We start from the raw sequence: 23,756 nt of genomic DNA on the forward strand, positions 1-23,756 counted from the left end.
CCGGTGGATGTCCGGCCCGCGCCCACGGATGCGTGTCGGCGGGCTCGGGAGGCGTCGGTGTCCATGTCACAGCTGGGGTACGTACGGGGCGATGCCGACGATGAGGACGGACCGTTCACCCGGTCCGGGCTCGGAGCCCGCCCGGACCGGGCCGACGTAGTGGCTGACCCTGTGGTCGTGGACGGCGTAGCCATCCAGGGGGTCGGTGAGGGTGAAGCCGGCGTGGATGTCCGTCCACGGATCCTCGGGCTGGAGGCCCGCGCTGCCCGGTGTGGCGATGACGTTCTGGCCGCCGGTGACGTTGGTACGGCTGATCAGGTGGGCGAAAGTGAAGGTGCTGGCCGAACCTCCGTCCTGGTGCAAGCAGTTCGGGGAGGAAACGGCGGCCTGGCCGGGATGGTCGACGCCGAGCCTGATCAGATGGACACCGGCCCACAGCGGCCGTCTCCCCAGATCCTTCAGGGACAGGACCTGTTCGATGTCCCAGCGCAGGAGCCGCAACAGCAGAGCGTTGCCGCGCAGCGCCTCGGGGATGTCGGGAAGCACGCGCCGCGGCCGAGGGGACACGGGGTCGTCCTCGCCCTGGGAGAAGTCGGTGACCGTACCGTGTACGGGGTCCGGGGTCCCGGGAATCCAGGACAGTTCGTCCTTCCACGGCAGGTACACGGCGATCGAGTACCGGCGGTACCGATTCGTTCCCGGTGCGTACGGGTCGGGCGGCAGAGTCGCGAAGACCTCCCGGATACCGGCCAAGTCCCCTGCGGCGGAGCCGTCCGGGACGATACCGAGTTGCTCAGCGCCGTAGCGGGCGAACCCGTGCTCGCGCAGAGCGTCCAGCCCGTCACCCGGCCCACCCCCAGCGGAGTGCGACCGCCGCCGGTGATCAGTCTCTTCCACGTCTTCCTCCCACAGGTCACCACCCGGACCACGGCGCCCGCGGCTCGTGCCGACCTTACGCACGCCCTTTCCGTCGGGCAGACCTCAAGGCGGCCCTGCGCCGGAGGCCACGGCCTTCGCGGCGTGCTCGTCGAACGGCCGAGGCTACGCGCGGTCCGGCTGCTGAGCGTCCACCGGTCTGCGCCGGCACCCTCCTCGTGCCGACCCGTGCGCAGACGGGGGAGGTCCGGGCCCCGGCCGACCCGGAAATGTTCCGGCACCCCTGGGTCCGGCTGCCGCACGTCCGCAGACCGGCGGAACCCCGTGTGGTTCCGCCGGCCTGGGCCGCCCTGTTGCGCCGAGCCGCACCGGGGCTCGATCGGTCACGGAGCTGCGGGCCAATGGCTCCCGCGGCCGGGGTCCGACCTGGTCCGCGGGCGCAGCCGTTCGCCCTGCGGCCCGAACAAGATCAGGTACTCGACCGGCCCGCCGGGTCCGGCGTTCGCCACCCCGTGCGGGGTGCGGGTGTCGAACTCGGCGACGTCCCCGGCGGTCAGGACGAGATCCTGGCTGCCCAGCGCGAGCCACAGTCGCCCGTACAGAACGCACAGCCACTCGTAGCCCTCGTGGGAGACCTGCCGGGGCCGCGCGGGCGGTTCCTCGACGGCGGGCAGTACGTGTTTGTGGGCGTGCAAGCCGCCGACGTACCGGGTGAGCGGCAGCACCGCCTTGCCGGCGCCGGGACTCGGCGGCGCCGAGGTGCGCGGCCCGGACACCGGGGAGGGCGCGGTACCGGCCAGCTCGTCGAGGGAGACGCCGTACTCCTTCGCCAGTTGCAGCACCACCTCCAGCGTGGGTTTGCGTCGGCCGGTCTCGATCCGCGACAGCGTGCTCGGCGAGATGCCGGTCGTACGGCTGATACCGGCGAGCGTGGCGCCGTGCCGCTCGCGCGCGGCCCGCAGCCTGGGCCCCATCGCCGCCGACGTGCCGTCCGGGTCGTCGCCTGTCACCGTTCCCGCTCCTTCCAGCCGTACCACTCCCCGCCCTGTCCTGTGAGTTTGCCAGAATGGCAACGCTGATCGCGTCCGGCGGCCGCCCCGCCGCATGATCGACGGGTACCCGCGTCCGCTCGTGAAACGAGGAGAACCCCATGCAGTCCGAGCCGGCAGCCGAGCTCCGCCATCACACCATCCAGACCCCGGCCGGGCGCCTGCACCTGGTCGAGCAGGGCGCCGGCCCGCTGGTCCTGCTCGTGCACGGCTTCCCCGAGTCCTGGTACTCCTGGCGCCGCCAGCTCCCGGTCCTCGCCGCCGCCGGCTACCGGGCGGTGGCGATCGACGTGCGCGGCTACGGCCGCTCCTCCAAGCCCGCCTCGACCGACGCCTACCGGATGCTCGACCTGGTGGAGGACAACGTCGCCGCGGTGCGCGCCCTGGGCGAGCGGAGCGCGGTGATCGTCGGCCACGACTGGGGATCCAACATCGCCGCCTCCTCCGCCCTGCTCCACCCGGAGGTCTTCCGCGCCGTCGGTCTGCTGAGCGTCCCCTACGCACCGCCCGGCGGCCCCCGTCCCACCGACGTCTTCGGCCGGATCGGCGGCCCTGAGCAGGAGTTCTACGTCTCCTACTTCCAGGAGCCCGGACGCGCCGAGGCGGAGATCGAGCCCGACGTCCGGGGCTGGCTCGCCGGCTTCTACGCGGCGCTGTCCGCCGACACCATGCCCGCCGAGGGCGGGGCCGACCCGCACTTCGTCACCCACGGCGGCCGGCTGCGCGACCGCTTCCCCACGGGCAAGCTCCCCGCCTGGCTGAGCGAGGACGACCTCAGCTTCTACGCCGCGGAGTTCGAGCGCACCGGCCTGACCGGCGCCCTCAACCGCTACCGCAACATGGACCGTGACTGGGAAGACCTCGCCCCCCACCGCGGAGCCCCGATCGTGCAGCCGTCCCTTTTCATCGGCGGCACCCTGGACGCCTCCACCCAATGGATGGCCGACGCCATCGACGCCCACTCCTCCACCCTCCCCGCCCTGTCCGCCTCCCACCTGCTGGAAGGCTGCGGCCACTGGGTCCAGCAGGAACGCCCCGACGAGGTCAACCGCCTGCTCACCGACTGGCTCACCACCCTCCGGGGCTGAACCGGACGGCCCCGAACACCCCGCCCCGAACGTCCGGGGGTCCGGCAACGGCGCCGCGCCGTAAACTCCACGGGTGAACCACGACTCCGCCCCCACCACCACCCCCGAGACCCTGCGCGCGGCGCTCGGCCGGCTGCTCGACGGACTCCCGCAGAAGCAGGCCACGGCCGCGGTGGAACGGCTGATCGCCAACTACCGCGGGCTGACCCCGACCAACACGCCCGTCCTGCGGAACCGCTCGGACGTCGCGGCCTACGCGGCCTACCGGATGCCCGCCACCTTCGAGGCCGTACGGTCCGCCCTCGACGGCCTCGCCGAGGCGGCGCCCCGGTGGTCCCCGGGCTCGCACGTGGACATCGGCGGCGGCACCGGATCCGCGGCCTGGGCGGTGGACGCCACCTGGGGCGGCCCGCGCACGACCACGGTGCTGGACTGGGCGGACCCGGCGCTGGTCCTCGGCAAGGAGCTGGCGGCGGCCTCCGCCTCGCCGGCGCTGCGGGCCGCAGAGTGGCACCGGGCGGTCATCGGCGCCGGGATGAAGGTCCCCGAGGCGGACCTCGTGACGGTGTCGTACGTCCTGGGCGAGCTGACCCCGGAGGCCCGCCGGGCGGTCGTCGCCGAGGCGGCGCGGGCCGGGCAGGCCGTGGTGCTGATCGAGCCGGGCACGCCGGAGGGCTACCTGCGCGTCCGCGAGGCACGCGAGCAGCTGATCGAGGCGGGGATGCGGGTCGCCGCGCCGTGCCCGCACGACGGGACCTGCCCGATCGAGGTCGGGCAGGACTGGTGCCACTTCTCGACGCGGGTCAGCCGCTCCTCCCTGCACCGGCAGGTCAAGGGCGGCTCGCTCCCGTACGAGGACGAGAAGTTCAGCTACGTGGCCGCGACCCGCTTCCCGGTGGAGCCGGCCGCCTCGCGGATCACGCGGAGGCCGCAGATCCGCAAGGGGCTGGTCCTGCTGGAGCTGTGCGGTCCCCTGGAAGGCGAGGGGGCCGGCCTGACCCGGGTCAACGTGACCAAGCGCCACGGCGACCTCTACAAGGCGGCGCGGGACGTCGACTGGGGCCAGGCCTGGCCGCCTCCGCAGGAGGCCTGAAGCAGGACCGGGACCGGGGCCGGGGCCGGGGCCGCTAGGGCCGCAGCTCCTGGGTGCAGCACTTCACGCTGCCTCCGCCCTTGAGCAGCTCCCCCAGGTCCATCGGGACCGGCTCGAACCCCCGCGCCCGCAGGGGGTCGAGCAGTCCCGTGGCCGCCTGCGGGAGCAGGACGTGCCGGCCGTCCGACACGGCGTTGAGCCCCAGGGCCTCCGCGTCGCGGGACTCCGCGATCAGCGCGTCCGGGAAGAGCCTGCGCAGTACCGCCCGGCTGCCCTCGGAGAAGGCGGGCGGGTAGTACATGACCTCGTCGCCGTCGAGCACGCACAGCGCCGTGTCCAGGTGGTAGAAGCGCGGGTCGACCAGGTCCAGGCCGATGACCGGCCGGCCGAAGAACTCCTGGGCCTCGTCGTGCGAGAGCGGGCTGGAGCGGAAGCCCCGGCCGGCCAGGATGTAGGTCGCGGTGACGGCGAAGTCGCCCTCGCCCTCGTTGACGTGGGACGGGTCGTGGACGTCCTGGAAGCCGTTGCTCCGGAACCAGTCCAGATGGATCTCGGCCTCCGCGGCCCGTTCGGGATGGGCGAACCGCGCGCCCAGCACGCGGCCGTCCACGACGAGGGCGCCGTTGGCCGCGAAGACCATGTCGGGCAGCGCGCGGTCGGGGACGAGGGTCTCGACGGTGTGGCCGAGTGCCAGGTAGCGGTCCCGCAGGTCCTCCCACTGGGCCTGGGCCAGCGGCAGGTCCACCGGTTTCGCGGGGTCCATCCACGGGTTGATGGAGTACGTGACCTTGAAGTGCGTGGGCGGGCACATCAGGTAGCGCCGGGGTGTGGCGTCTCTACGCAACGAGGGCTCCTCACGGTGATGAGGAGAGAATCGTCTCTCCTCCGGGGAGACCGCGCAGTGAACTGATCGGGTGGTTTTCGGAACGGCTGAAAGACGTGCGGTTCGGGGTTGATAAATTGCCGAAATGAGCGCCAGCCAGCAGCCCAGCACCTCTCCCAGGCCTCCCGACGCCGCGCGCCGCAGCGACCGCTCCCGGCGGGCCATCCTCGACGCCGCGCTCGCCCTGGTCGGGGAGGTCGGCTACAACAAGCTGACCATCGAGGCCATCGCCGCCCGTGCGGGCGTCGGCAAGCAGACCATCTACCGCTGGTGGCCCTCGAAGGCGGCGGTGCTGCTGGACGCCTCGCTGGCCCTGGCCGGCGAGGCCGGGACCGACTCCGAGTGGACCGGCTTCCCCGACACCGGGGACCTGGCCGCCGACCTGAAGTCCGTACTGCGGGCGACGGTGGACGAGTTCAACGACGAGAAGTACGAGGCCCCCGCCCGCGCCCTGACCGCGGCCGGAGCCACCGATCCGGAGCTCGGCGCGCGATTCACCGAGCAGCTGCTGGGGCCGCAGCTCGCGCTGTACGAGGAGCGGTTGCGGGCGGCCCGCGCGGCCGGGCAGCTCGCACCGGACACGGACCTGCGGCTGGTCGTCGAGATGCTGCTGGGGCCGCTGACGTACCGGTGGCTGCTGCGCACGGCGCCGCTCACGCACGCGTTTGCGGACGCGCTGGTGGACTCGGTCCTGGGCGGGGTCGGCGCGGGGGCGTGAACGGGTCCCGGACCAGGGCGGGAGCCGGTCCGGAAGCGGGTCCGGGACCGGGGTGGGAAAAGTCATGAGCGCCTGGTGGCCGAGAACATACGGCCGAATTCTGTGGTTATGTGGGGGCCCCGGCCGGGGGGCGCGGTCACCCGGTGCCCAGGATGGTGGGACCATGTGAGGGTCTGCCGGGGAAACGGTGAGGTGAGGGGATAGATGGGGTCTGAAGCGGGCCGCGTCAAACGCGGCGAGCAGAGCAGGATTTCCCAGTGGCTGCGCCGCAAGCCGAAACCCGACGCCGAGGACCCCGGACGAGAACGCGAGGCCCTGCTGCTGGCCGTCGCCGCGGCGGGTCTGCCGCTCTCCCCCGCCGCGCATCCCGCGGGCTACCGGTGTTCGTGCGACCGGATCGGCTGTCCGACGCCCGCACGCCACCCCGTCTCCTTCGCCTGGCAGACCCAGTCGACCACCGACCGCGCGCAGATCGAGCGCTGGGCGCGCAACCAGCCCGCGGCCAACTTCATCACCGCGACGGGCATGGTCCACGACGTGCTGGACGTCCCGCTCGAAGCCGGACGCAGCGCGCTGGAGCGCCTGCTGGCCGCCGGCATCGAGGTCGGTCCGGTCGCCGAGTCGGCCGGCACGGGCGACCAGGCCCGGATGCTCTTCTTCACGGCGACCCGCGGGACGCCCGAGGACGAGGACGAGTGGTGGCCCTGCGAACTGGACTGCCACCCCGAGACGATGGACGAGCACCCGGGCCTGCGCTGGCACTGCCGCGGCAGCTACGTGCTGGTTCCGCCGGCCGCGCTGCCGGGTGATCTGGCGGTCAGCTGGCTGCGGGGGATGGAGCACCCGCTCCCGGACCCGCTCACCCTGCTGGAGACCCTGACGGACGCGTGCGCGACGTACGCGGGCGCCTCGGAACACGCCCCGGCAACGGTGGCCTGGCCCCTGGGCCGGTAGGCCGTCAGCTCCGGCGCCCCAGTACCGTGCCGGGCGCCGCGACCCGGTGGACCTTTCCGGTCACAGCACTAGGTCCGCGACCGTTCGCGCGGCGCGGATCCGGGGCCCACCGGAGCGGCGTCCGCGCGCGCTCCGGTCCCCCGGGCCCGGAGCAGGGACAGCAGGATCCCGGCCGCGCCGGCCGCCAGGATCAGCGCGGCCGCGCCCAGCGTCTGCCCGTCCGGGGCGGTCAGCGGCTGGCCGCGCAGGGCCTGCCAGGTCAGCAGGGCGAGTACCGCCCCGTACGAGGCGCCGGCCACGAGCACCAGGCGCAGCCGCACCCGCTCCTCGCGCAGTCCGGCGTACCGCGCGGCGAGTACGGCCAGGACCAGCACGAACAGCGGCAGCAGTTGGAGCGCGTGCATCCCCACGAAGTGCGGGACGCGCAGGTCGCCCCCGGTGGTGGACCAGCCCGTGAGCGGCATGGCGGGGCCGCCGTCGGGCACCCCCACGGCATGCCCGCCCACGATCGGGGCGTCGTCGTCACCGGCCGCGAGCTGGAGGTCCGTGGGGCGGGTCATCAGGAAGCCGATCCCGGCGCCGGCCAGCGCCAGGACCGCCGCGATCCGTATCGCCCAGGTGGTCGCCCGGTCGGCGATCCGGGCCCGGAACAGCAGCACGGCGATCACCAGCGTGGCCGCCCACAGGACCACCACGGTCACGGCCATGGCCTGGTAGACCTGCGCGTCGAAGGGGGTCGCCTGGTTGAAGTGGCTCTGCCGGCCCCGAAAGGCCTGCCCCGTGATGAGCACCATCTCCACGGCGCTCGCCGCCACCACCACCGTGCCCGCCCACCACGCGGGCCGCGCCAGCCGGGGGCGGGCCCTTCCCAGCAGGGAGAGCATCCAGGCCAGGCTCAGCGCGTAGCCGGTGAACGAGACGGCGAACTTGAAGGGTTTGGCCCAGATCGGGGCGCCCAGCAGGGTGCGGCCGTCGACGAGGAGTCCGACGGCGGAGCCGACCGCCCATAAGACCATCGCACCGGCGAACACCGTCAGCGGACGGTGCCAGCCGCGCGGGAACACGAACTGCATCTCTCTGCCCCCCAGAAAGGAATGGATAGCAGCACTTGCCGCTATCCGGTAGTGCCACTATCTATGATGGGGAGGGCACACGCAAGGGACCAGGGACGGACGGACGCGGGCATGCGCATCGGAGAGCTGAGCTCACGGACCGGGGTACCGGTACCGACGATCAAGTACTACGTACGGGAAGGGCTGCTCCCGGCCGGTCTGCTCAGCAGCCCGAACCAGGCGCGCTACGAAGAGGCCCACGAGCGCCGGCTGCGGCTGATCCGCGGCCTCCTGGAGGTGGGCAAGCTCCCCCTGTCGGCGATCGGGGAGGTGCTGCGCGCCATCGACGACCAGGAGCGGTCGGTCCACAAGCTGCTCGGCTCCGTGGCGGACCTCCTGGTGCCCGGGCACGGTGGGGAGGCGGACGCCGAGACGGACCTCGCGCGGGCGAAGGTGGCCCGGATCATCGAGCGGCGCGGCTGGCAGGCGGATGCGGGCTCCGCGGCGGGAGAGGCGCTGGCCGCCGCGCTGGCCGCGCTGGAGCGGGCCGGCCACGGCGGGTTCGCGGAGGTGCTCGACGCCTACGCGGAGGCCGCCGAACTGGTGGCCCGCGCGGACCTGGCGTACGTGGCCCGCGAGGTGGCCCGGGAGGACCTCGTCGAATCGGTGGCGGTCGGCACGGTCCTGGGCGACACGATGTTCGCGGCGCTGCGCAGGCTGGCCCAGACGGACACCTCCTCCCGCGTCTACGGGACCGCGCCGCCGGACTGACCGCGCCCGCGGGTACCGGCCGCACCCGCGGAGCCCGGTCACGCCCGCGGCGCCCGGCCGCGTGGCGCGGCCGGTCGCCGACGGGCGGCGGGCGGCGGGCGGCGGGCGGCGGCGGATCAGTGGATCTGGGTCACGATCACGTCGAGGGACCAAGGCTTGCCCGGCTTCGCGGGCTCCTCGGCCTCCACCGTGAAGCCCAGTTCGCGCAGGGTGGTGACCAGTTCCGCCGGGGTGGCGGGCACCGCGCCCGCCACCAGCAGGTCGCGGACCAGGCGGCCCTTGGTTGCCTTGTTGAAGTGGCTCACCACCGACCGCTTCTCCACGCCGTCGACGAGCTGCGAGTGCAGCACCCGCACCGTGGCCGTGCGCCCCGCGACCTCGCCCTTCGGCTTCCACGCGGAGGCGTACGCCGAGGAGCGCAGGTCCAGGACCAGGCCCTCCCCCGCGGCCCGCGGCATGACCTCGGCCATCGGCGCGCGCCAGAACGCGCCCAGCGCCCCGAGCCCCGGCAGCTTCACGCCCATCGAGCACCGGTAGGAGGGGATGCGGTCCGTGACCCGGACCGCTCCCCACAGGCCGGAGAAGACCAGCAGGGACTCCTCGGCGGCGGACACCGCCGCCGGGGGCAGGGTCGACAGGCCCAGGGCGTCGTACAGGACGCCCGTGTAGATCTCCCCCGCGGGCCGGGCGACCGCCGTCAGCAGCTCCGTGTTCTTGGCGACCTCGCCCCGCAGGCCCTCGCTCAGGCCCAGGACCTCCCGCGCCTTGAGCTCGTCGCCCACGCACAGTTCGACCAGCTCCTCCAGCACCGCCGCCCGTGCCGCGCCCAGCCCCGGCAGCGACAGCGATTCCGGCTTCAGCGGTGCGCCGGAGCCGCCGGCGGCCTTTCCTTCGGACGGCGGCAGCAGGACGAGCACGGTGGTTCTCCTTCGGACGGGCACGGCACAGCGGCGGGGGTGCGGCCCCCGCCCAGGGTAGACGGCTCGCCGCGCCGCCCGGGCCCGGCGGCCATAGGGGGTGTCTTGCCGATCAGGCCGGGCTCGCGGTGTCTGGCACCGCGCCTCGCCGCGTTCTCGTCGGTCGGCGACGCTCCGCGTCGCCTCCCTCCTCGGCCTTGCGATCCACGGCACCAGACACCGCTCCCTGATCCGGCCTGATCGGCAAGACACCCCCTAGGCTCGACCCATGCCACGCCGTCACATGATCATGACCGGCGCAGACGGGGCTGCTCTGCGGGCCGCGCTGCGCGAACTGCGGACGAGGCTCGAGGTGCCCCGGGAGTTCCCGGCGCCCGTGCTCGCCGAGGCCGAGCGGGCGGTCGCACACCCGCTCCTGCCCGACCTCGACTCCACCGACATCCCCCTCTTCACCATCGATCCGCCGACCTCGCGCGACCTCGACCAGGCCATGCACCTGGCGAAGCGCCCCTCCGGCGGCTACCGCGTGCACTACGCCATCGCCGACGTCGCCGCCTACGTCACCCCCGGCGGCGCGCTGGACGCCGAGGCCCACCGCCGGGTCACGACCCTCTACTTCCCCGACGAGAAGGTCCCGCTGCACCCGGCCGTGCTCTCGGAGGGCGCGGCCAGCCTGCTGCCCGACCAGACCTGCCCGGCCCTGCTGTGGCGGCTCGACCTGGACGCGGAGGGACGGGTCGAGCACACCGACGTCCGCCGCGCGCTCGTCCGCAGCCGGGCCAAGCTCGACTACGCGGGCGCTCAGAAGGCCATCGACACCGGCACCGCCGAGGAGCCGCTGGCCCTGCTCGGGGAGATCGGCCGGCTGCGCGAGGCGCTGGAGACGGAGCGCGGCGGGATCTCGCTGAACGTGCCCGAGCAGGAGATCGTCGCGCACGAGGGCTCGTACCGCCTGGCCTACCGGGCCCCGCTGCCGGCCGACGGCTGGAACGCACAGATCTCCCTGATGACCGGCATGGCCGCCGCCGAGCTGATGCTCGCCGCGGGGACCGGCATCCTGCGGACCCTGCCCACCGCTCCCGACGGGGCGGTCGGGCGGCTGCGCCGGGCGGCGAAGGGCCTGCGCATCGAGTGGCCGCACCACGTGCCGTACGCGGAGCTGGTGCGCTCCCTCGATCCGCACCGGCCCGCCGACGCGGCCTTCCTCCAGGAGTGCACCACCCTGCTGCGGGGCGCCGGCTACACGGTCTTCACCGGCGGCGCGACCCCCGATCCGCTCCTGCACGCGGCGGTCGCGGCCCCGTACGCGCACTGCACGGCCCCGCTGCGCCGGCTCGTCGACCGGTACACGGGCGAGCTGTGCGTGGCGGCTTCCGCGGGGGCCGAACCCCCGCGGTGGGCCCTGGACGCGCTGGACGCGCTGCCCAAGGAGATGGCGGGCGGCACCCGGCTGGCCAACGCGGCGGAGCGGGAGGCCGTGGACCTGGTGGAGGCGGCACTGCTCAAGGACCATGTCGGCGAGACCTTCGACGCGACGGTCATCGACGTCAAGGAGCGGGAGCCGCTGGTGGGCACGGTCCAGCTGGAGGACCCGGCGGTGGTCGGCCGCGTCGAGGCCCCGGCCGGGGGGAGCCTGCCGCTCGGCGACCGGATCAGGGTCCGGCTGACGGCGGCGGACCCCGGGACGTCGAAGGTGCTCTTCGCCCCGGTCTAGGAGGCGGGTCGCTCCGGGCGGGTCCGGTCCACGGCCCCGTTTGCTCTGGTCACCTGACCACGCGGCTGCCATCATCGGCCGGAGCCCGGGTCCACCGGCCGCGCGACAGCAGGGGGAGGGCCCGCGGATGGGGTCCGTCGACGTCATCGAGGTACCGGGCGGGGACGCTCCCGCGCCGCACGCCCGCTCGGCACGACGCCGGCGGCCGGCCCCGGCCCTGCGGCCGCTCATCGTCAACTACACGGGGTTCCACACCGAGTTCACCGAGCCGAGGCACCGGCTGGAGCTGCCCACCGGATACGTGACGCTGGTCTTCAACTTCTGCGACGGCCTGTGGGTGACGCGTACGGAGGAACTCGGCGAGGCCCTGCTGCGGCCCGCCTCCCGCGCCATGGTCAGCGGCCCGCGCACGGTGCCGGCCATCGGGGTGCACGCGGGCGTCGTGCACGGGCTGGAGGTGAACATGAGCCCGCTGGGCTGCTACCGGCTGTTCGGCGTCCCCATGTGGCACTTCGAGGACGCGCACGTGGACCTGGCGGACGTGCTCGGCCCGGGCGGCCGGTTCCTGACCGAGCGGCTCCGGTCGCTCGGCTCGTGGACGGAGCGCTTCGCCCTGCTCGACGAGGTGCTCTGTGCCCGCCTGGAGCGCGGCCCGCTGCCCGCGCCCGAAGTCCGCGGCGCGCTCTCCGGGTTGTGGGCGGACAGCCGCTCGCTGACCCGGGTGAGCTCCGAGACCGGGTGGAGCGCGCGCACCCTGCGGGCCCGGTTCCGCGAGCAGGTGGGCCTGTCCCCCAAGGCCGTGGCCCGGGTGTTCCGGCTCCAGCACGCGCTGGGGCTGCTGGCGGCGGGGACGGCGGCCGCGCACGTCGCGGCCGTCTGCGGCTACCACGACCAGGCGCACCTGAGCCGCGAGGTGAAGGCGATGACGGGGCTGCCCCCGTCCCGGTTCGTCCGGCTCCGCGGCGGGCTGGCCCCGGGCTCGGCGCTGGACCGGATGCCGGGCCGGGTCAGCAGCGTGATGCTGTCGGGCTGAACCGCGAACCGGTCCCTCTCCGCGCGGTGTGCCGTTTTTGACAAGACAGGCGCGCGGCGGCTTGTCACGCTCGGCGCACGGCAGCCCTGCGGCAGCCCGTCACGGGGGTGTGGGCTGCCGCAGTGCGGCAAGCAGCGCGTCGACCAGCGCGCGGGGATCGTCCGCGTGGAACCGGACGGCGCGCGCCTCGGCGCGGGCGCCGAGCGGGCGGTGGAAGGCGAGCGGCCGGGTCAGTTCCACGGTCACGGTGGTCTGGCTGCCCACGATCAGGTCGAGCACCCCGTCCTCGGAGAGGGTGACGAGCCGGCCCTCGGGGTAGCGGCGGTCCACCCGCACCGAGGCCACCGCGTCCGGCGGGACGGCCAGGTCGAAGAGGGCGCCGTAGCGGATGAGCAGGGTGCCGTCGGGGCGGACCACGTGCGGTCGGGTGACGCAGGCGGCGTGCAGCGCGAGCACCGCCAGCACCCCGTACACGTCGAGGACGAGCACCACCCGGTGGACGGCCGGCCAGGGGATCAGGAAGGCCAGTGCGACCGTCTCGATCAGCGACACGAAGAGCAGGCCGTACATCATGGCCGTCTGCGGACCGGTGTACGGGGCCGCGTGGTCCGCGGGGCGCACCCCGTGCGGCGGCCGGCGCAGCGCCCACCGGCAGAGCGCGGCGCCCGCGCGCAGCTCGTGCAGGAGGAGGCGGCGTACGGGCGCGGGCACGACGGCCCGGACGGCCTCACGGCGGGCGGCGCCCGGGGCGGTGCCGCGGGTGCGCGCGGCGGCGTACAGGGAGTACAGGACGCCGGCCTCCAGGAGCAGGACCCCGAGCACCAGCACCTCGGCGGCGGCCAGGGCCCAGCCGGGCGGGCGCGGGCCGGCCGCCAGGCACACCACCAGGACCAGTTCCATCGGGATCACGGCCCCCGCCGCGATCCGTGCCGCGCGTAGCGCGCTCATGCCCGTCCCCCCTCGTCCGTGTCCGTGTCCGTGGCGGTGCCCATGTCCGTGAAGGCTTCCATCACCCGGCGGACGACTTCCGCCTGCGCCGGGGCGTACTCGGCGAGCAGGGCCTCCGTGAAGCCCGGCGCCGCCGTCGGCCGCGCGTCGGCCCGGATCGCCGCGAACGCCTCGGCGGGCATCGCGGCCACCAGTTCCGCGGCGAGCGGCCCGATCCGCGGGTCGTCGGCGGGCGCGTCGGCGAGTGCGTCGAGCCGCTCGTACAGCGCGAGCACCGCCGGATCGGCGGCGACCGTTCCGAGCACGGCGTAGAGCTCCTCCCCCACGGCCCCCGACGCGTCCAGCAGGCCCAGGTGCTCGCGGTCGAGCGCGGCGGCCGGCGAGGTCGTCGCGGGCGCCTTGGCGAGCAGCGCGGCGAGCGCGGGCGAGACGGGCTCGACCTCCCCGGGCGGGGCGGCGAGCAGCACGGCCAGGCGGCGCCTGCGCTCGGCCAGTTCGGCCTCCTGGCGGGCGAGGTCGGCGTCGAGCTCCTCGAGTACGTCGGCCAGGTCGCGCCCGGCGTCGTCCGCGAGCACGTCGCGCACCTCGTCGAGGCTCAGCCCGAGCTCGGTCAGCCGGCGCACCCGGGCCAGCCGGACGGCGTCGCGGACGCTGTAGGCGCGGTAACCTCCCCCAGCTACCGCTGGGAGGTGCCCCCTGGGCGCCGGTCCGGCTCCGGGAGCAGGCCGATGTGGTGGTAGTGCCGGATCGCCCGGGTGGTGACCCCGACGAGCGCGGCGATTTCTCCGATGCGCATACGGGCCAGTAGAAACCCTGCCGCTGCGTCAAGGTCAAGCGCCTGTACGGGGCGGGTACCATGGTCGACACGACAGACGAGTCGGCCGGGCGGCCGCGTCGGGGTCCCCGGATCCCGCCGAGGAACGTCCGGGCTCCACAGGGCAGGGTGGTGGCTAACGGCCACCCGGGGTGACCCGCGGGACAGTGCCACAGAAAACAGACCGCCTGGGGCTTCGGCCCCCGGTAAGGGTGAAACGGTGGTGTAAGAGACCACCAGCGCCTGAGGTGACTCAGGCGGCTAGGTAAACCCCACCCGGAGCAAGGTCAAGAGGGGTCGTTTTCGGACGACTCTGCGCGAACGTTCGAGGGCTGCCCGCCCGAGTTCGCGGGTAGACCGCACGAGACCGGCGGCAACGCCGGTCCTAGATGGATGGCCGTCTCCCCGGCGACCGCGAGGTCTCCGGGCGACAGAACCCGGCGTACAGGCCGACTCGTCTGTTGCACCTCTCCGGAGCCACACCTCTCCGACCCGCGGATACGCGGGTCCGGGGAGGTTTTTCTTTGCCCCTGTCGTTCCCTTCACGACGACCCCGCGCCACACGCAGCCGAGACTGGTACGGTAATGCCGTACGACTTGACGTGACAGGGAGGTCAGTCCATGCCGATCTCGGCGAACGAAGCCCGCACACGCTTCTACCCACTGATCCGGCAGGTCAACGAGGACCACGAACCGATAGAGGTCACCTCCCGGGAGCACGGCGACGTGGTCATCATGGCCGCCGAGGACTTCCGGTCCTGGCAGGAGACGGTCTACCTCCTGCGCTCACCCCGTAACGCGCAGATCCTCATGGAGTCCATCGCCGAGCTCGACGCCGGCCACGGGCAGGCGCGCGAGCTCATCGACGACACGGACGACGTCGGGTCCGCCGCGTGAAGGTGATGTTCTCCAGCCGCGCCTGGGATCAGTACACGTACTGGTCGACGGCTGATCCGAAGATCCTCAAGCGGATCAATCGCCTGATCCAGGAGATCCAGCGCACGCCCTTCGAAGGCGCCGGAAAGCCGGAACCGCTCAAGGGCAACCTCTCCGGCTGGTGGTCCAGAAGGATCACCGATGAGCACCGTCTCGTCTACCGCACCAGGGACGGGGCCGTGGAGATCGCCCAGGCCCGCTACCACTACTGAGCGGCGGCGGCCCCGGCCGCGCCACGGGAAGCCCCCGCCGGGCGGGGGCTTCCCGTGGGCTACCGCAGGTGGGACGTGTCGTTCAGGAGGCGGAGCGAGGCGTTGCCGTCCGCGTAGTAGGCCACCGCGGACAGCGAGGCCGCCGACAGCTCCATGCGGAACAGCGCCTCCGGCGGGGCTCCCAGCGCGAGCCGGACCAGGATCTTGACCGGTGTCACGTGCGAGACCAGCAGCACCGTGCGGCCCGCGTGCGCGGCCAGCAGCCGGTCCCGGGTCGCCGAGATGCGGCGGGTGGCGGACGCGAAGCTCTCGCCGCCGCCCGTCGGCGCGGCCTTCGGGGAGTCCAGCCACGCCTGTAGGTCGTCCGGGAAGCGCTCGCGCACCTCGCCGAAGGTCATCCCCTCCCAGGCGCCGAAGTCCACCTCGCGCAGGCCCTCCTCGACGGTGACCTCCAGCCCGAGCCGGTCCGCGACGGCCTGCGCCGTCTCGCGGCAGCGCCGCAGCGGGGAGCTGACCACCGTCTGGATGGTGCCGCGCGCCGCCAGCGACTCCGCGACGGCGGCGGCCTGCCTGCGGCCGGCCGCGGACAGCTCCGGGTCACTGCCGCCGCTGCCGGAGAAGCGCTTCTGCGGAGTGAGCGCGGTCTCGCCGTGGCGCAGCAGCACGAAGGTCGCCGGGGTGCCCATGTCGGGGCCCCAGCCCTGCCCGGCGGCGGGGGCCGCGGGCTCCGGGGCCTCCTGGAGGTCGTCGAGGTCCTCCAGGTCCGCGAAGAGGGTGTCCGCCCCGGCCGGTGCGGATCCGGCGCTCGCGCCCGCAGCCGCGCCCGCACGGGTCCGCGTACCACCGCCGGAGGCCAGGGCGGCCCTGACGGCCGCGGCACCCTTCGCCGCGTCACCCGGAGGGCCCTGCGGGGACGCCGCCGCGCGGGCCGCCGAGGCGTCCAGGGCGGCCGAGGAGTGCGGTGAGTTGACGGGCTCCCACTGCTCGCCGCGCTTGCCCGCGTCCATCGCCTCGTTCGCGAGCCGGTCCGCGTGCTTGTTCCGCTCGCGCGGGATCCACTCGTACGTCACCTGCGCGCGCGGCAGGATCTTCGCGGCCTGCGCCGCGAGCGGCTTCATGTCGGGGTGCTTGATCTTCCAGCGGCCCGACATCTGCTCGACGACGAGCTTGGAGTCCATCCGTACGAGGACCTCCGCGTCCGGGTCCAGCTCACGGGCGGCCTGCAGCCCGGCGACGAGGCCCTTGTACTCGGCCACGTTGTTCGTCGCGACGCCGATGTACTCCGCGCGCTCGGCCAGCGTCTCGCCCGTGGCCGGGTCGAGGACGACGGAGCCGTAGCCGGCGGGCCCCGGGTTGCCCCGGGAGCCGCCGTCGGCTTCCACAACGAACTTCGGCATCAGATGCCCGCGTCGGCCATGCGGACCAGGATGCGGCCGCAGCTCTCGTGGCGGACGATCTGGTCGCGGGCGGCGGCCTTGATCTCGTTGACCTCGGCGAGGTCGAGCTCCAGGCGGCAGCCCTCGCAGCGGCGCTGCGACAGGCGGGCGGCGCCGACGCCGCCCTGCTTGACGCGGATCTTCTCGTACAGGGCGATCAGCGCGGCCGGCATGGCGGTGACGATGATCTCGCGGTCCTTGGCGATGCCCGCGACCTCGGCGTCGATCGCACCGGTGGCGGCGTCGCGGCGCACGGTGGCGTCGGCGAGCTTGGTCTCCAGGGAGGCGACCCGCTCGGTCAGCCCGACGACGGTCTCCTGCGCGGTCTCCAGGCGCTCCATGACCTCGAGGACGACGTCCTCCAGGTCGCCCTGGCGCTTGGCGAGGGAGACGACCTCGCTCTGCAGGTTGGCCAGGTCGCGGGCGGAGATCCCGGCGCCCGAGTCGAGGCGCGCCTGGTCGCGGGCGGCGCGCTGGCGCACCTGGTCCACGTCCTGCTCGGCCTTGGTCTGCTCGCGGGCGGCGTCCGTGGCCTTGGTCTGGGCGGCGACGAGGAAGTCGCGCTGCTGGGCGAGGTCCTTGGTCAGCGAGTCGACCTCGACGTGCTCGGGCAGCATCTTGTGCTTGTGGGTGAGCTGAGACAGCCGGACGTCCAGGGCCTGGACGTCGAGAAGTCGGATCTGGTCGGCGGGCTCGGCGTTCAGTTGGGGGCTCCAGAGATAGAAGGGGGTGTCACGGACGGCGCGTGCGCCGTCCACGGGTCGGTGACCGTGCGCGAGACGTGGGTGCGAAGACCCCAGCCGTTGCGCTCGGAGATGGCGTCGAGCTGGGCCGCCGCCTGCTCGCACCAGGGCCACTCGGTGGCCCAGTGGGCGGCGTCGACGAGGGCGAGCGGGGACTGCTCGCGGGCCTCGGACACCGGGTGGTGGCGCAGGTCGGCGGTGACGTAGGCGTCGACGCCGGCGGCGCGGACCTGCGCGAAGAGGCTGTCGCCGGAGCCGCCGCTGACCGCGACGGTGCGGATCAGCGCGTCGGGGTCGCCGGCCACCCGGATGCCCTGCGCGGTGGGCTGGAGCCAGGCGGCAACGCGCGCCGCGAACTCGCGCAGCGTCTCGGGGCGGTCGAGCTCGCAGAGCCGGCCCAGGCCCCGGCGCCCGTTGGGGTCGCTCGGGTCCGGGACGAGCGGGCCGGTGACGCGCAGGTCGAGGGCGCCGGCGAGGGCGTCGGAGACGCCCGGGTCGGCGGTGTCGGCGTTGGTGTGGGCGACGTGCAGCGCGATGTCGTTCTTGATCAGCGTGTGCACGACGCGGCCCTTGAAGGTGCCCGCCTCGACGGTGGTGGTGCCGCGCAGGTAGAGGGGGTGGTGGGTGACGACCAGGTCGGCGCCCATTTTCACCGCCTCGTCGACGATCTCCTGGACGGGGTCGACGGCGAACAGGACCCGGGAGACCTCGGCGTCGGGGTCGCCGCAGACGGTGCCGACGGCGTCCCACTGCTCGGCCCGCGAGGGGGGCCAGAGAGCGTCCAGCGCGGCGATGACTTCAGAGAGGCGGGGCACAGGCCAAGGCTACCGTCCGCACCGACCGGCCCAGCGCTCCGAGCCCGCCGGATCCGGGCTCCCGGGGCCGGGGCGGGCGGAGCCCGAAAGGGGGTGAGGCGGACCCAACCACCGGCCTCACCCCAAACGCCCCGATATCGCACAGCACAATCTCCACCTCCGCCACAGCCGAACCACCAGCCCGCCACCCGTATGTGTGAAGCGGGGGTTGTCGCGTTGTCCGGCGGGAACCGCGATCACTACGTTCCTCGGCGGAGGTGCCGCAGATGACCATCTGTGCGATCGAGAACACGACGACGGCCCCGTTCACCATCGCCGCGGACGGGTCCTACGCCGCCCGGCTCGCCGGGGTCGGCGAGGCCCGGTACCCGGAGCGCTGGACGCTGACCGGGCCGGAGCCGTACGCGGTGCCGCTGCCGCTCGCGCAGCCCGAGGAGGCCGACAGCGAGCTGCTGCCGCTGGCCGACGGGCGGGTGCTGATCCACCGCCGGGTGGCGGAGCGGCACGCCTTCGCGCTGCTGTACCCGACGGGCGGCGGCGAGCCGGGCGCGGGCCCGCGGACCGGGGAGCTGGCGCTCGGCGCGATCGCCCCGCAGGACGAGCCGGGGGCGGGGGAAGGCGTACGGGTCACCCTGCTGCCGCCGTCCCCGGACGGGCACGGGGCCTTCGCCCTGGCCGTGGGGGCCGCCGCGACCACGGTGTGGCAGGTGGCCGGGACCCCGTTCGGGCCGGAGCGCGTGGCCCGGATCCCGGGGCGCTGCTCGGGCGGGGTCTGGCTGGACCGGACGGGCCGGCTGCTGGCGCTGGACCGGGAGCTGGACGGCCCGCGCGGGCCGGTGGTCAAGGCCGTGGCCGTGGACCTGGGGCGGGCCGGCGAGGTCTCCCCGCTGCTCCAGATCGCCGAGGACAGCGACGACCGGCTGCTGCTGGCCGACCCCGACAGCGGGCTGCTGCTGATCCGCTCGGACGCGCCGGGCGAGCCCCGGCTCGGCTGGGGGGTCCTGGGCAGCGCCCGCCCGGTGCGCTTCCCGGAGTGCCTGCGGGCCGTCGGGGCCACGGCGACGCCGTTCGCGGTGCAGCCGGGGCAGGTGCTGATGCCGGAGAGCTGCGGGGTCGCGCTGCGGGTGGACGAGGCCGGCGACGGCTACGGCGGGAGCGTGGCCGGGCTCGCCCTGTGGCGCCCCGCGGACCGGCACGTCTTCCGGCTCGGCGCCCCGGCGGGCTGGCTCGGCGGGACGGGCCGGTGGAGCGCGGAGGGCCGCCTGCACCTTCCGTACGCGACCCCGGAGGCTGTCTCCTATACACATACCCGAGCCCACGAGAACTTCGTCGGCTTCTACCAGCCCAACATCGGCGAGCGGTTCTCCCCGATCACCCCGGCCCGCGTCGCTGACACCCGCACCGCGGGCGGCCCGCTGGGCGGCGGCCAGACCCGCACGGTCAAGGTCGCCGGCGTCAACGGCATCCCGGCCGACGCCACGGCGGTCGCGCTCAACCTGACCGGTACGGGCGCCACCGAGCAGGCGCACGTCATCGCCTACCCGGACCCGGCGAAGCGTCCGGCCACCTCGAACCTGAACGTGGAGCCCGGCAAGGACAAGTCGAACCAGGCGATCGTCCCGGTCGGCCCGAACGGCACCATCACCCTCTACACCAACTCCGGTTCCACGCACGTGATCCTGGACGCGGTCGGCTACTACGGCAAGGACGGCAAGGCCCTCTTCACCCCGGTCGTGCCCAAGCGCCTCGCCGACACCCGCAGCACCGGCAAGCTCGCCCCCGGCGCGATCACCAACATCTCCGGCCTCCCGGCGAACTCGGTGGGCGCGGTCCTGAACCTCACCGCCACCGACACCACCGACCCCGGCTTCCTGACCGCCTACGCCTTCGGCGCCACCCGCACGGACGCCAGCAGCCTCAACACCATCCCCGGCCGCACCGTCCCCAACCACGTCACCACCCCCGTCACCGACGGCAAGGTCACCGTCTTCAACAGCTACGGCGGCCCCAACCACGTCATCACCGACCTCCTCGGCCACTTCACCAAGGGATAACCGCACCCGCTGAACACGAGAGCCCCGGCCACCGCGATGCGCGGTGGCCGGGGCTCTCTCGTGCGGGCGGGGCCGCTCAGCCCTCGGTGCGGGCGACGCCGACGGGGCAGGCCACGCCCGTCCCGCCGATGCCGCAGTAGCCGCCGGGGTTCTTGTCGAGGTATTGCTGGTGGTACGCCTCGGCGTTCCAGAACGGGCGCTCCGACGCCGGGAGGACGGCCGTGCTGATCGTGCCGTAGCCCGAGGAGGTCAGGACCCGCTGGTAGGCCTCGCGGGAGGCTTCCGCGGTGGCCTGGTCGGCGGGGGAGTGGGTGTAGACCGCCGAGCGGTACTGGGTGCCGACGTCGTTGCCCTGGCGGAATCCCTGGGTGGGGTCGTGGGACTCCCAGAACAGCTTCAACAGGGCCTCGTAGGACACGAGGGACGGGTCGAAGACGACCCGGACGACCTCGGTGTGGCCGGTGCCGCCCGAGCAGACCTCCTCGTAGGTCGGATTCTCGGTGAAACCGCCCTGGTAGCCGGCGAGGGTGGTCCACACGCCCGGGGTCTGCCAGAACTTGCGCTCGGCGCCCCAGAAGCAGCCGAGGCCGAAGTCCGCTACCTGGAGGTGGGCGGGATAGGGGCCCGCGAGGGGGTTGCCGAGCACCGTGTGGACGGCGGGCAGGGCGAAGAGCGGCTCCGCGCGGCCGGTCAGGGCTTCCTCGCGGGTGGGGAGCTCGGGCGTGCGGCGGTACGAGAACATGGATTCCCTCCTTGTGGTCTACCCGTAACGGGGAACGGCGGGCCGGGATTCCCCCGGCCCGCCGTTCCCCCGCTCCCGCCGCCGTTCAGAACCCCGGCGTGGTCACCCGTACCGCCCAGTTGCGCGCGTTCAGGTAGCGGCCCTTCGGGGATCCCGCGTAGCGCCAGGGCAGCGCGCCTATGTATCCGTCGATGTGCCGGAACTGCTCCACCGCCTCGGCGTCCCGGTCCTGCCACCACAGCAGCCAGGCCAGGAGGTGCCGCATGCGGACCGCGCGCCGGTCGGCCGGGTCGGCCGCCGCCAGGTCGGCGAGGGCGGCGTCCACCGCGGCCGCGGCGGCCGGCTCGTTGAAGAAGGCCGACGGCTCCAGGTCCTTCTCCCACGACTCCTGCTCGACGAGCGCGACGAGGGGGAGGAGGGCGAGCAGCTCGCCGGGGGCCGCGCCCGCCGCCGCCTCCCGGGCGAAGTCCATGGCCAGCTCGTGCGAGCCGCGCCACTTCTGCGACCAGTACTGCTGCGCCGTGGTGTGCGCGGTCAGGTTCTTCGGGTCGCGGGAGACGATCTCCGACCACAGCTTGCGGTACTCGTCGTGGGCGTAGCCGAGGCCCTGGGCCATGGGCTGTTCCACCATGTACGGGACCGGGTCGGCCGGGTCGGCGAGCCGCTGGGCCTCGTGCGCCTGTTCCCGGGCGGTGAGCAGCAGTTCGCGGAAGAGCCGGAACTGCTCCTGCGTCGTTTGGCTGCCCGCCTGGCTGCCGCGGACGTTCCAGGCCACCATCACGGCGGTGTCGGCGTTCACCAGCGCCGCCGTCGGGTCGGACGGCCGGGCGGCCTGCCAGGCCAGCAGGAAGGCGTCGTCCTCGGCCGCCACCTCGGACAGGACGCGGACGCGGTGCCAGCGCAGTTCCCAGTCCCGGCCCGCCGCGCCGACGTAGTCGGCGCCCGCCTCCCAGTCGCCGGCCGTGACGGCGGCGCCCGCCGCCGTGTCCTCGGGGGGCACGGGCTGCGCGTTCTCGGTGTCGAGGTCCGCCTCGGCGACGAAGCCGAGGGCGACGACGGCCGCCGCCTCCCGGGCCTTCTCCTCGTCCTTCCCGGAGGCCGTACGGGCGCGGATCGCGTCGACCTCGGTCTGCAGTTCGGCGGTCCGCGCGTTCAGGCGCTTCGCCTTGCGCAGGAAGTACATCGCGCGCAGCAGCTTGTACGCGCCGGCTGCCAGCAGGCAGCCGAGGATGATGAGGCCGATCACGGGGCAAGCACCAGCTTTCGCAGCGGTTCGGTGTCGGGAAGGTCGGCGACGGCACGTTCCAGGGCGCGCTCCAGCTCGTCCTCGAAGCCGTCGGCCAGGTAGCGCAGGGTCGCCGATTCGGACCAGGACAGCTCCCAGCGGACGGCGCCGCGGGCCGTGAGCTCGGCGGTGACCAGCTGGTTCACCACTCGGCGCAGCGCCGGGCGGGCGAACTCGCGGGCCGCGCGGCCCGTGGCGGCGGCCGCCTCCTCGGACTGCGGGAGCCGGCCGGTGATCCGCCAGCGCACCGCCGGATCGGCGTCGACCGCGTCGAGCAGCGAAGCCAGGTCCTGGCCCACGCCCTCGGCGGCGAGGATCTCGCGGAGCTCCTCCGAGCCCCGGCCGACGTAGCGGGTCATGCTCTCGTGGACCAGGTCGGCCCAGTCCAGCCGGCGCATCGCGTAGGCCTCGGGGGTCAGGACCGCCCGCTCCAGCTCGACCAGCGAGGCCTCGGCGTCCGCGAGGAGTTCCAGGGAGGGGCGGGAGGCCTGGGCGGCGCGGCCGTCGTCGGGCAGGGCCTCGATGCGGGCCACGCGCTCGGCGAGGGCGGGGTGGGAGTCGTACGGGTCGGTCGGCTCCTGCGGCAGTTCGGCGCGCAGTTCGTCCAGTTCCTCGGCGCGCGCGTCGAGGAGGTGGCGCAGTCCGCCGAAGACCTGCCCCTGGGGCGGCAGCAGCTCGGCGCCGACGCCGAGGGTGGCGTAGGAGTCCATGTAGAACGTGTGCGCCGGGCCGATGGCGTTGACCTCGCGCAGCGCGGAGGAAGCGGAGTCGCGGCCGGCCACGCGGACGGCGGCCAGGTCGGCGGCGAGCTCCTGGCGGCGGGAGTCGGAGAGGGTGGCGCGCTGGTAGAACTTCCCGTACGCGGTGTAGATCTTTGCCATCGCGCGGTACATGGCGCCGTCGCCGGTGGTGTCGATCTCCTTGGCCTTCTTGCCCGCCGCGATCCGCTTCCCGGCCTTCTTCTCCTGCTTCGCCCGCTCCTTGGCGATCTTGGCGTCGGAGCGTTCGTGGAAGGTGTCGACGGTGCGCAGCAGCTGCACGCGGCCGCGCCGGATCAAGGGGGTGAGGCGGGTGTCGAGGTTGGCGTAGTGGCCCATCTCGTGGGCGAGCACGGAACGCAGCCGCATCTCGTCCATGCCTGTCATCAGCGGCAGGCCGATGTGCAGGCGGCGGGTGCCCGGCAGCAGCCCGAGGAGCCGGGCGTCCTCGGTGACGGCGGCGTTGACGTCGGCGACCAGCAGGATCTCGTCCGGTGCCCGGGTGCCGACCTGCTCGGCGATCTCCCGCACGGTCTGCCACAGGACGGGTTCCTGCCGCTCGGTGACGGGGACGCCGGGGATCGGGTCCGGCGGCGGAAGGCGCAGCATGAACATGCCGCGCACGATCGGGACGGCGAGGACGACGGCGACGATGATCAGTTTGACCAGGCTGGGGCCGTGCAGTCCGGCCGACTCGGCGCCGCCGACGGCGGCGACGAGGGCGGCGAGCAGGACGACGCCGAGCAGGTAGAAGCCGGCGAGCAGGACGAGGGCGCGCAAGGCGCGCAGTGAAGCGCCCATATGGACAGATCCCCCCACGGGACGAAGCGGTGCGATGTTGCTTACGCGAACCTTATGGCCGGGG

The 23,756-nt window shown here is 73.9% G+C and carries 21 protein-coding genes, 1 other RNA gene and 3 pseudogenes; 12 read left to right on the forward strand and 13 right to left on the reverse strand.

Annotated features, from left to right (window positions below):
- Window positions 1-66: 66 nt before the first annotated feature.
- Window positions 67-897: a 2OG-Fe dioxygenase family protein gene (locus tag DRB96_RS27490; protein ID WP_162688732.1), complete on the reverse strand. Its 831-nt coding sequence runs from the start codon at window positions 895-897 to the stop codon at window positions 67-69.
- Between the two features lie 362 nt (window positions 898-1,259).
- Window positions 1,260-1,886, reverse strand: coding sequence for a helix-turn-helix transcriptional regulator (locus tag DRB96_RS27495; RefSeq protein WP_112450884.1), 627 nt, complete (start codon window positions 1,884-1,886; stop codon window positions 1,260-1,262).
- Window positions 1,887-2,026: 140 nt separating this feature from the next.
- On the opposite strand from DRB96_RS27495, the gene DRB96_RS27500 reads away from it, so the two are divergent.
- Both DRB96_RS27500 and DRB96_RS27505 read left to right on the forward strand, forming a co-directional pair.
- Window positions 2,027-3,013, forward strand: a complete 987-nt coding sequence (locus DRB96_RS27500) for an alpha/beta hydrolase (protein WP_112450885.1) — start codon at window positions 2,027-2,029, stop codon at window positions 3,011-3,013.
- A 73-nt stretch (window positions 3,014-3,086) separates the two neighbouring features.
- The gene (locus DRB96_RS27505; RefSeq protein ID WP_112450886.1) at window positions 3,087-4,106 is read left to right on the forward strand and encodes a small ribosomal subunit Rsm22 family protein; all 1,020 of its coding nucleotides are present in this window, start codon (window positions 3,087-3,089) and stop codon (window positions 4,104-4,106) included.
- Window positions 4,107-4,140: 34 nt separating this feature from the next.
- On the opposite strand, the pseudogene ddaH reads toward DRB96_RS27505, so the two are convergent.
- A pseudogene (ddaH, locus tag DRB96_RS27510) lies at window positions 4,141-4,962 on the reverse strand (dimethylargininase); the annotation flags it as partial.
- A gap of 112 nt (window positions 4,963-5,074) precedes the next feature.
- Between ddaH and DRB96_RS27515 the strand changes: the two are divergent.
- Both DRB96_RS27515 and DRB96_RS27520 read left to right on the forward strand, forming a co-directional pair.
- On the forward strand, window positions 5,075-5,707 hold the full coding sequence (locus DRB96_RS27515; RefSeq protein ID WP_112450888.1) for a TetR/AcrR family transcriptional regulator: 633 nt from the start codon (window positions 5,075-5,077) through the stop codon (window positions 5,705-5,707).
- Window positions 5,708-5,911: 204 nt separating this feature from the next.
- A complete protein-coding gene (locus DRB96_RS27520; RefSeq protein ID WP_112450889.1) occupies window positions 5,912-6,661 on the forward strand; it encodes a bifunctional DNA primase/polymerase in 750 nt (249 codons plus the stop codon).
- 68 nt (window positions 6,662-6,729) lie between these two features.
- Here the strand turns inward: DRB96_RS27520 and DRB96_RS27525 are convergent, their stop codons facing one another.
- Entirely contained in the window at window positions 6,730-7,677 is a 948-nt protein-coding gene (locus DRB96_RS27525) for a hypothetical protein (protein WP_239516870.1), read from the reverse strand.
- Between the two features lie 168 nt (window positions 7,678-7,845).
- Here DRB96_RS27525 and DRB96_RS27530 point away from each other — a divergent pair, with 168 nt between their 5' ends.
- Complete coding sequence (locus DRB96_RS27530) at window positions 7,846-8,484, forward strand: MerR family transcriptional regulator (protein ID WP_112450890.1); 639 nt, start codon at window positions 7,846-7,848, stop codon at window positions 8,482-8,484.
- A gap of 116 nt (window positions 8,485-8,600) precedes the next feature.
- Here the strand turns inward: DRB96_RS27530 and yaaA are convergent, their stop codons facing one another.
- Window positions 8,601-9,401 carry a peroxide stress protein YaaA gene (gene yaaA / locus DRB96_RS27535; protein ID WP_112450891.1) on the reverse strand — a complete coding sequence of 267 codons (801 nt, stop codon included), beginning with the start codon at window positions 9,399-9,401 and terminating at the stop codon, window positions 8,601-8,603.
- Between the two features lie 268 nt (window positions 9,402-9,669).
- Between yaaA and DRB96_RS27540 the strand changes: the two genes are divergently transcribed.
- A complete protein-coding gene (locus DRB96_RS27540) occupies window positions 9,670-11,115 on the forward strand; it encodes an RNB domain-containing ribonuclease (RefSeq protein WP_112450892.1) in 1,446 nt (481 codons plus the stop codon).
- A 127-nt stretch (window positions 11,116-11,242) separates the two neighbouring features.
- Window positions 11,243-12,148: a helix-turn-helix domain-containing protein gene (locus DRB96_RS27545; RefSeq protein WP_112450893.1), complete on the forward strand. Its 906-nt coding sequence runs from the start codon at window positions 11,243-11,245 to the stop codon at window positions 12,146-12,148.
- Window positions 12,149-12,247: 99 nt separating this feature from the next.
- Here DRB96_RS27545 and DRB96_RS27550 read toward each other — a convergent pair whose 3' ends face one another.
- Both DRB96_RS27550 and DRB96_RS27555 read right to left on the reverse strand, forming a co-directional pair.
- Window positions 12,248-13,096, reverse strand: a complete 849-nt coding sequence (locus tag DRB96_RS27550; RefSeq protein ID WP_112450894.1) for a hypothetical protein — start codon at window positions 13,094-13,096, stop codon at window positions 12,248-12,250.
- Window positions 13,093-13,892, reverse strand: a pseudogene (locus DRB96_RS27555) (MerR family transcriptional regulator). The gene DRB96_RS27550 and the pseudogene DRB96_RS27555 overlap by 4 nt, the downstream one beginning before the upstream one ends.
- 77 nt (window positions 13,893-13,969) lie before the next feature.
- On the opposite strand from DRB96_RS27555, the gene rnpB reads away from it, so the two are divergent.
- The 3 genes from rnpB (at window position 13,970) to DRB96_RS27570 (ending at window position 15,058) form a co-directional block, all read left to right on the forward strand.
- An RNA gene (rnpB, locus tag DRB96_RS27560) (RNase P RNA component class A) lies at window positions 13,970-14,371 on the forward strand.
- A gap of 160 nt (window positions 14,372-14,531) precedes the next feature.
- Window positions 14,532-14,807, forward strand: a complete 276-nt coding sequence (locus DRB96_RS27565) for a type II toxin-antitoxin system prevent-host-death family antitoxin (protein WP_112450895.1) — start codon at window positions 14,532-14,534, stop codon at window positions 14,805-14,807.
- Window positions 14,804-15,058 carry a Txe/YoeB family addiction module toxin gene (locus DRB96_RS27570; protein WP_112450896.1) on the forward strand — a complete coding sequence of 85 codons (255 nt, stop codon included), beginning with the start codon at window positions 14,804-14,806 and terminating at the stop codon, window positions 15,056-15,058. The genes DRB96_RS27565 and DRB96_RS27570 overlap by 4 nt, the downstream gene beginning before the upstream one ends.
- Before the next feature lie 59 nt (window positions 15,059-15,117).
- Here DRB96_RS27570 and DRB96_RS27575 read toward each other — a convergent pair whose 3' ends face one another.
- Genes DRB96_RS27575 through DRB96_RS27585 form a run of 3 tightly spaced genes read right to left on the reverse strand, consistent with a single transcriptional unit; the run spans window position 15,118 to window position 18,052 of the window.
- On the reverse strand, window positions 15,118-16,455 hold the full coding sequence (locus DRB96_RS27575; RefSeq protein WP_112450897.1) for a bifunctional RNase H/acid phosphatase: 1,338 nt from the start codon (window positions 16,453-16,455) through the stop codon (window positions 15,118-15,120).
- Window positions 16,455-17,198 carry a C4-type zinc ribbon domain-containing protein gene (locus DRB96_RS27580; protein ID WP_204358075.1) on the reverse strand — a complete coding sequence of 248 codons (744 nt, stop codon included), beginning with the start codon at window positions 17,196-17,198 and terminating at the stop codon, window positions 16,455-16,457. The genes DRB96_RS27575 and DRB96_RS27580 overlap by 1 nt, the downstream gene beginning before the upstream one ends.
- A complete protein-coding gene (locus tag DRB96_RS27585) occupies window positions 17,195-18,052 on the reverse strand; it encodes a Nif3-like dinuclear metal center hexameric protein (RefSeq protein ID WP_112450898.1) in 858 nt (285 codons plus the stop codon). Before DRB96_RS27585 ends, DRB96_RS27580 begins: the two co-directional genes overlap by 4 nt.
- 266 nt (window positions 18,053-18,318) lie before the next feature.
- Between DRB96_RS27585 and DRB96_RS27590 the strand changes: the two are divergent.
- Together DRB96_RS27590 and DRB96_RS45030 are read left to right on the forward strand one after the other, a co-directional pair.
- Window positions 18,319-19,552 (forward strand): annotated as a pseudogene (locus DRB96_RS27590) (hypothetical protein).
- A gap of 80 nt (window positions 19,553-19,632) precedes the next feature.
- A complete protein-coding gene (locus tag DRB96_RS45030; protein WP_112463684.1) occupies window positions 19,633-20,106 on the forward strand; it encodes a hypothetical protein in 474 nt (157 codons plus the stop codon).
- A 76-nt stretch (window positions 20,107-20,182) separates the two neighbouring features.
- Here DRB96_RS45030 and msrA read toward each other — a convergent pair whose 3' ends face one another.
- The 3 genes from msrA to DRB96_RS27605 form a co-directional block, all read right to left on the reverse strand.
- Window positions 20,183-20,848 (reverse strand): peptide-methionine (S)-S-oxide reductase MsrA, encoded by a 666-nt coding sequence (gene msrA / locus DRB96_RS27595; protein ID WP_112450899.1) that lies wholly within the window; start codon window positions 20,846-20,848, stop codon window positions 20,183-20,185.
- Window positions 20,849-20,933: 85 nt separating this feature from the next.
- Window positions 20,934-22,094, reverse strand: coding sequence for a hypothetical protein (locus DRB96_RS27600; RefSeq protein WP_112450900.1), 1,161 nt, complete (start codon window positions 22,092-22,094; stop codon window positions 20,934-20,936).
- The gene (locus DRB96_RS27605; RefSeq protein ID WP_112450901.1) at window positions 22,091-23,692 is read right to left on the reverse strand and encodes a M48 family metallopeptidase; all 1,602 of its coding nucleotides are present in this window, start codon (window positions 23,690-23,692) and stop codon (window positions 22,091-22,093) included. Before DRB96_RS27605 ends, DRB96_RS27600 begins: the two co-directional genes overlap by 4 nt.
- Window positions 23,693-23,756: the final 64 nt, after the last annotated feature.

The organism is Streptomyces sp. ICC1 (assembly GCF_003287935.1).
GTDB lineage: Bacteria > Actinomycetota > Actinomycetes > Streptomycetales > Streptomycetaceae > Streptomyces > Streptomyces tritrimontium.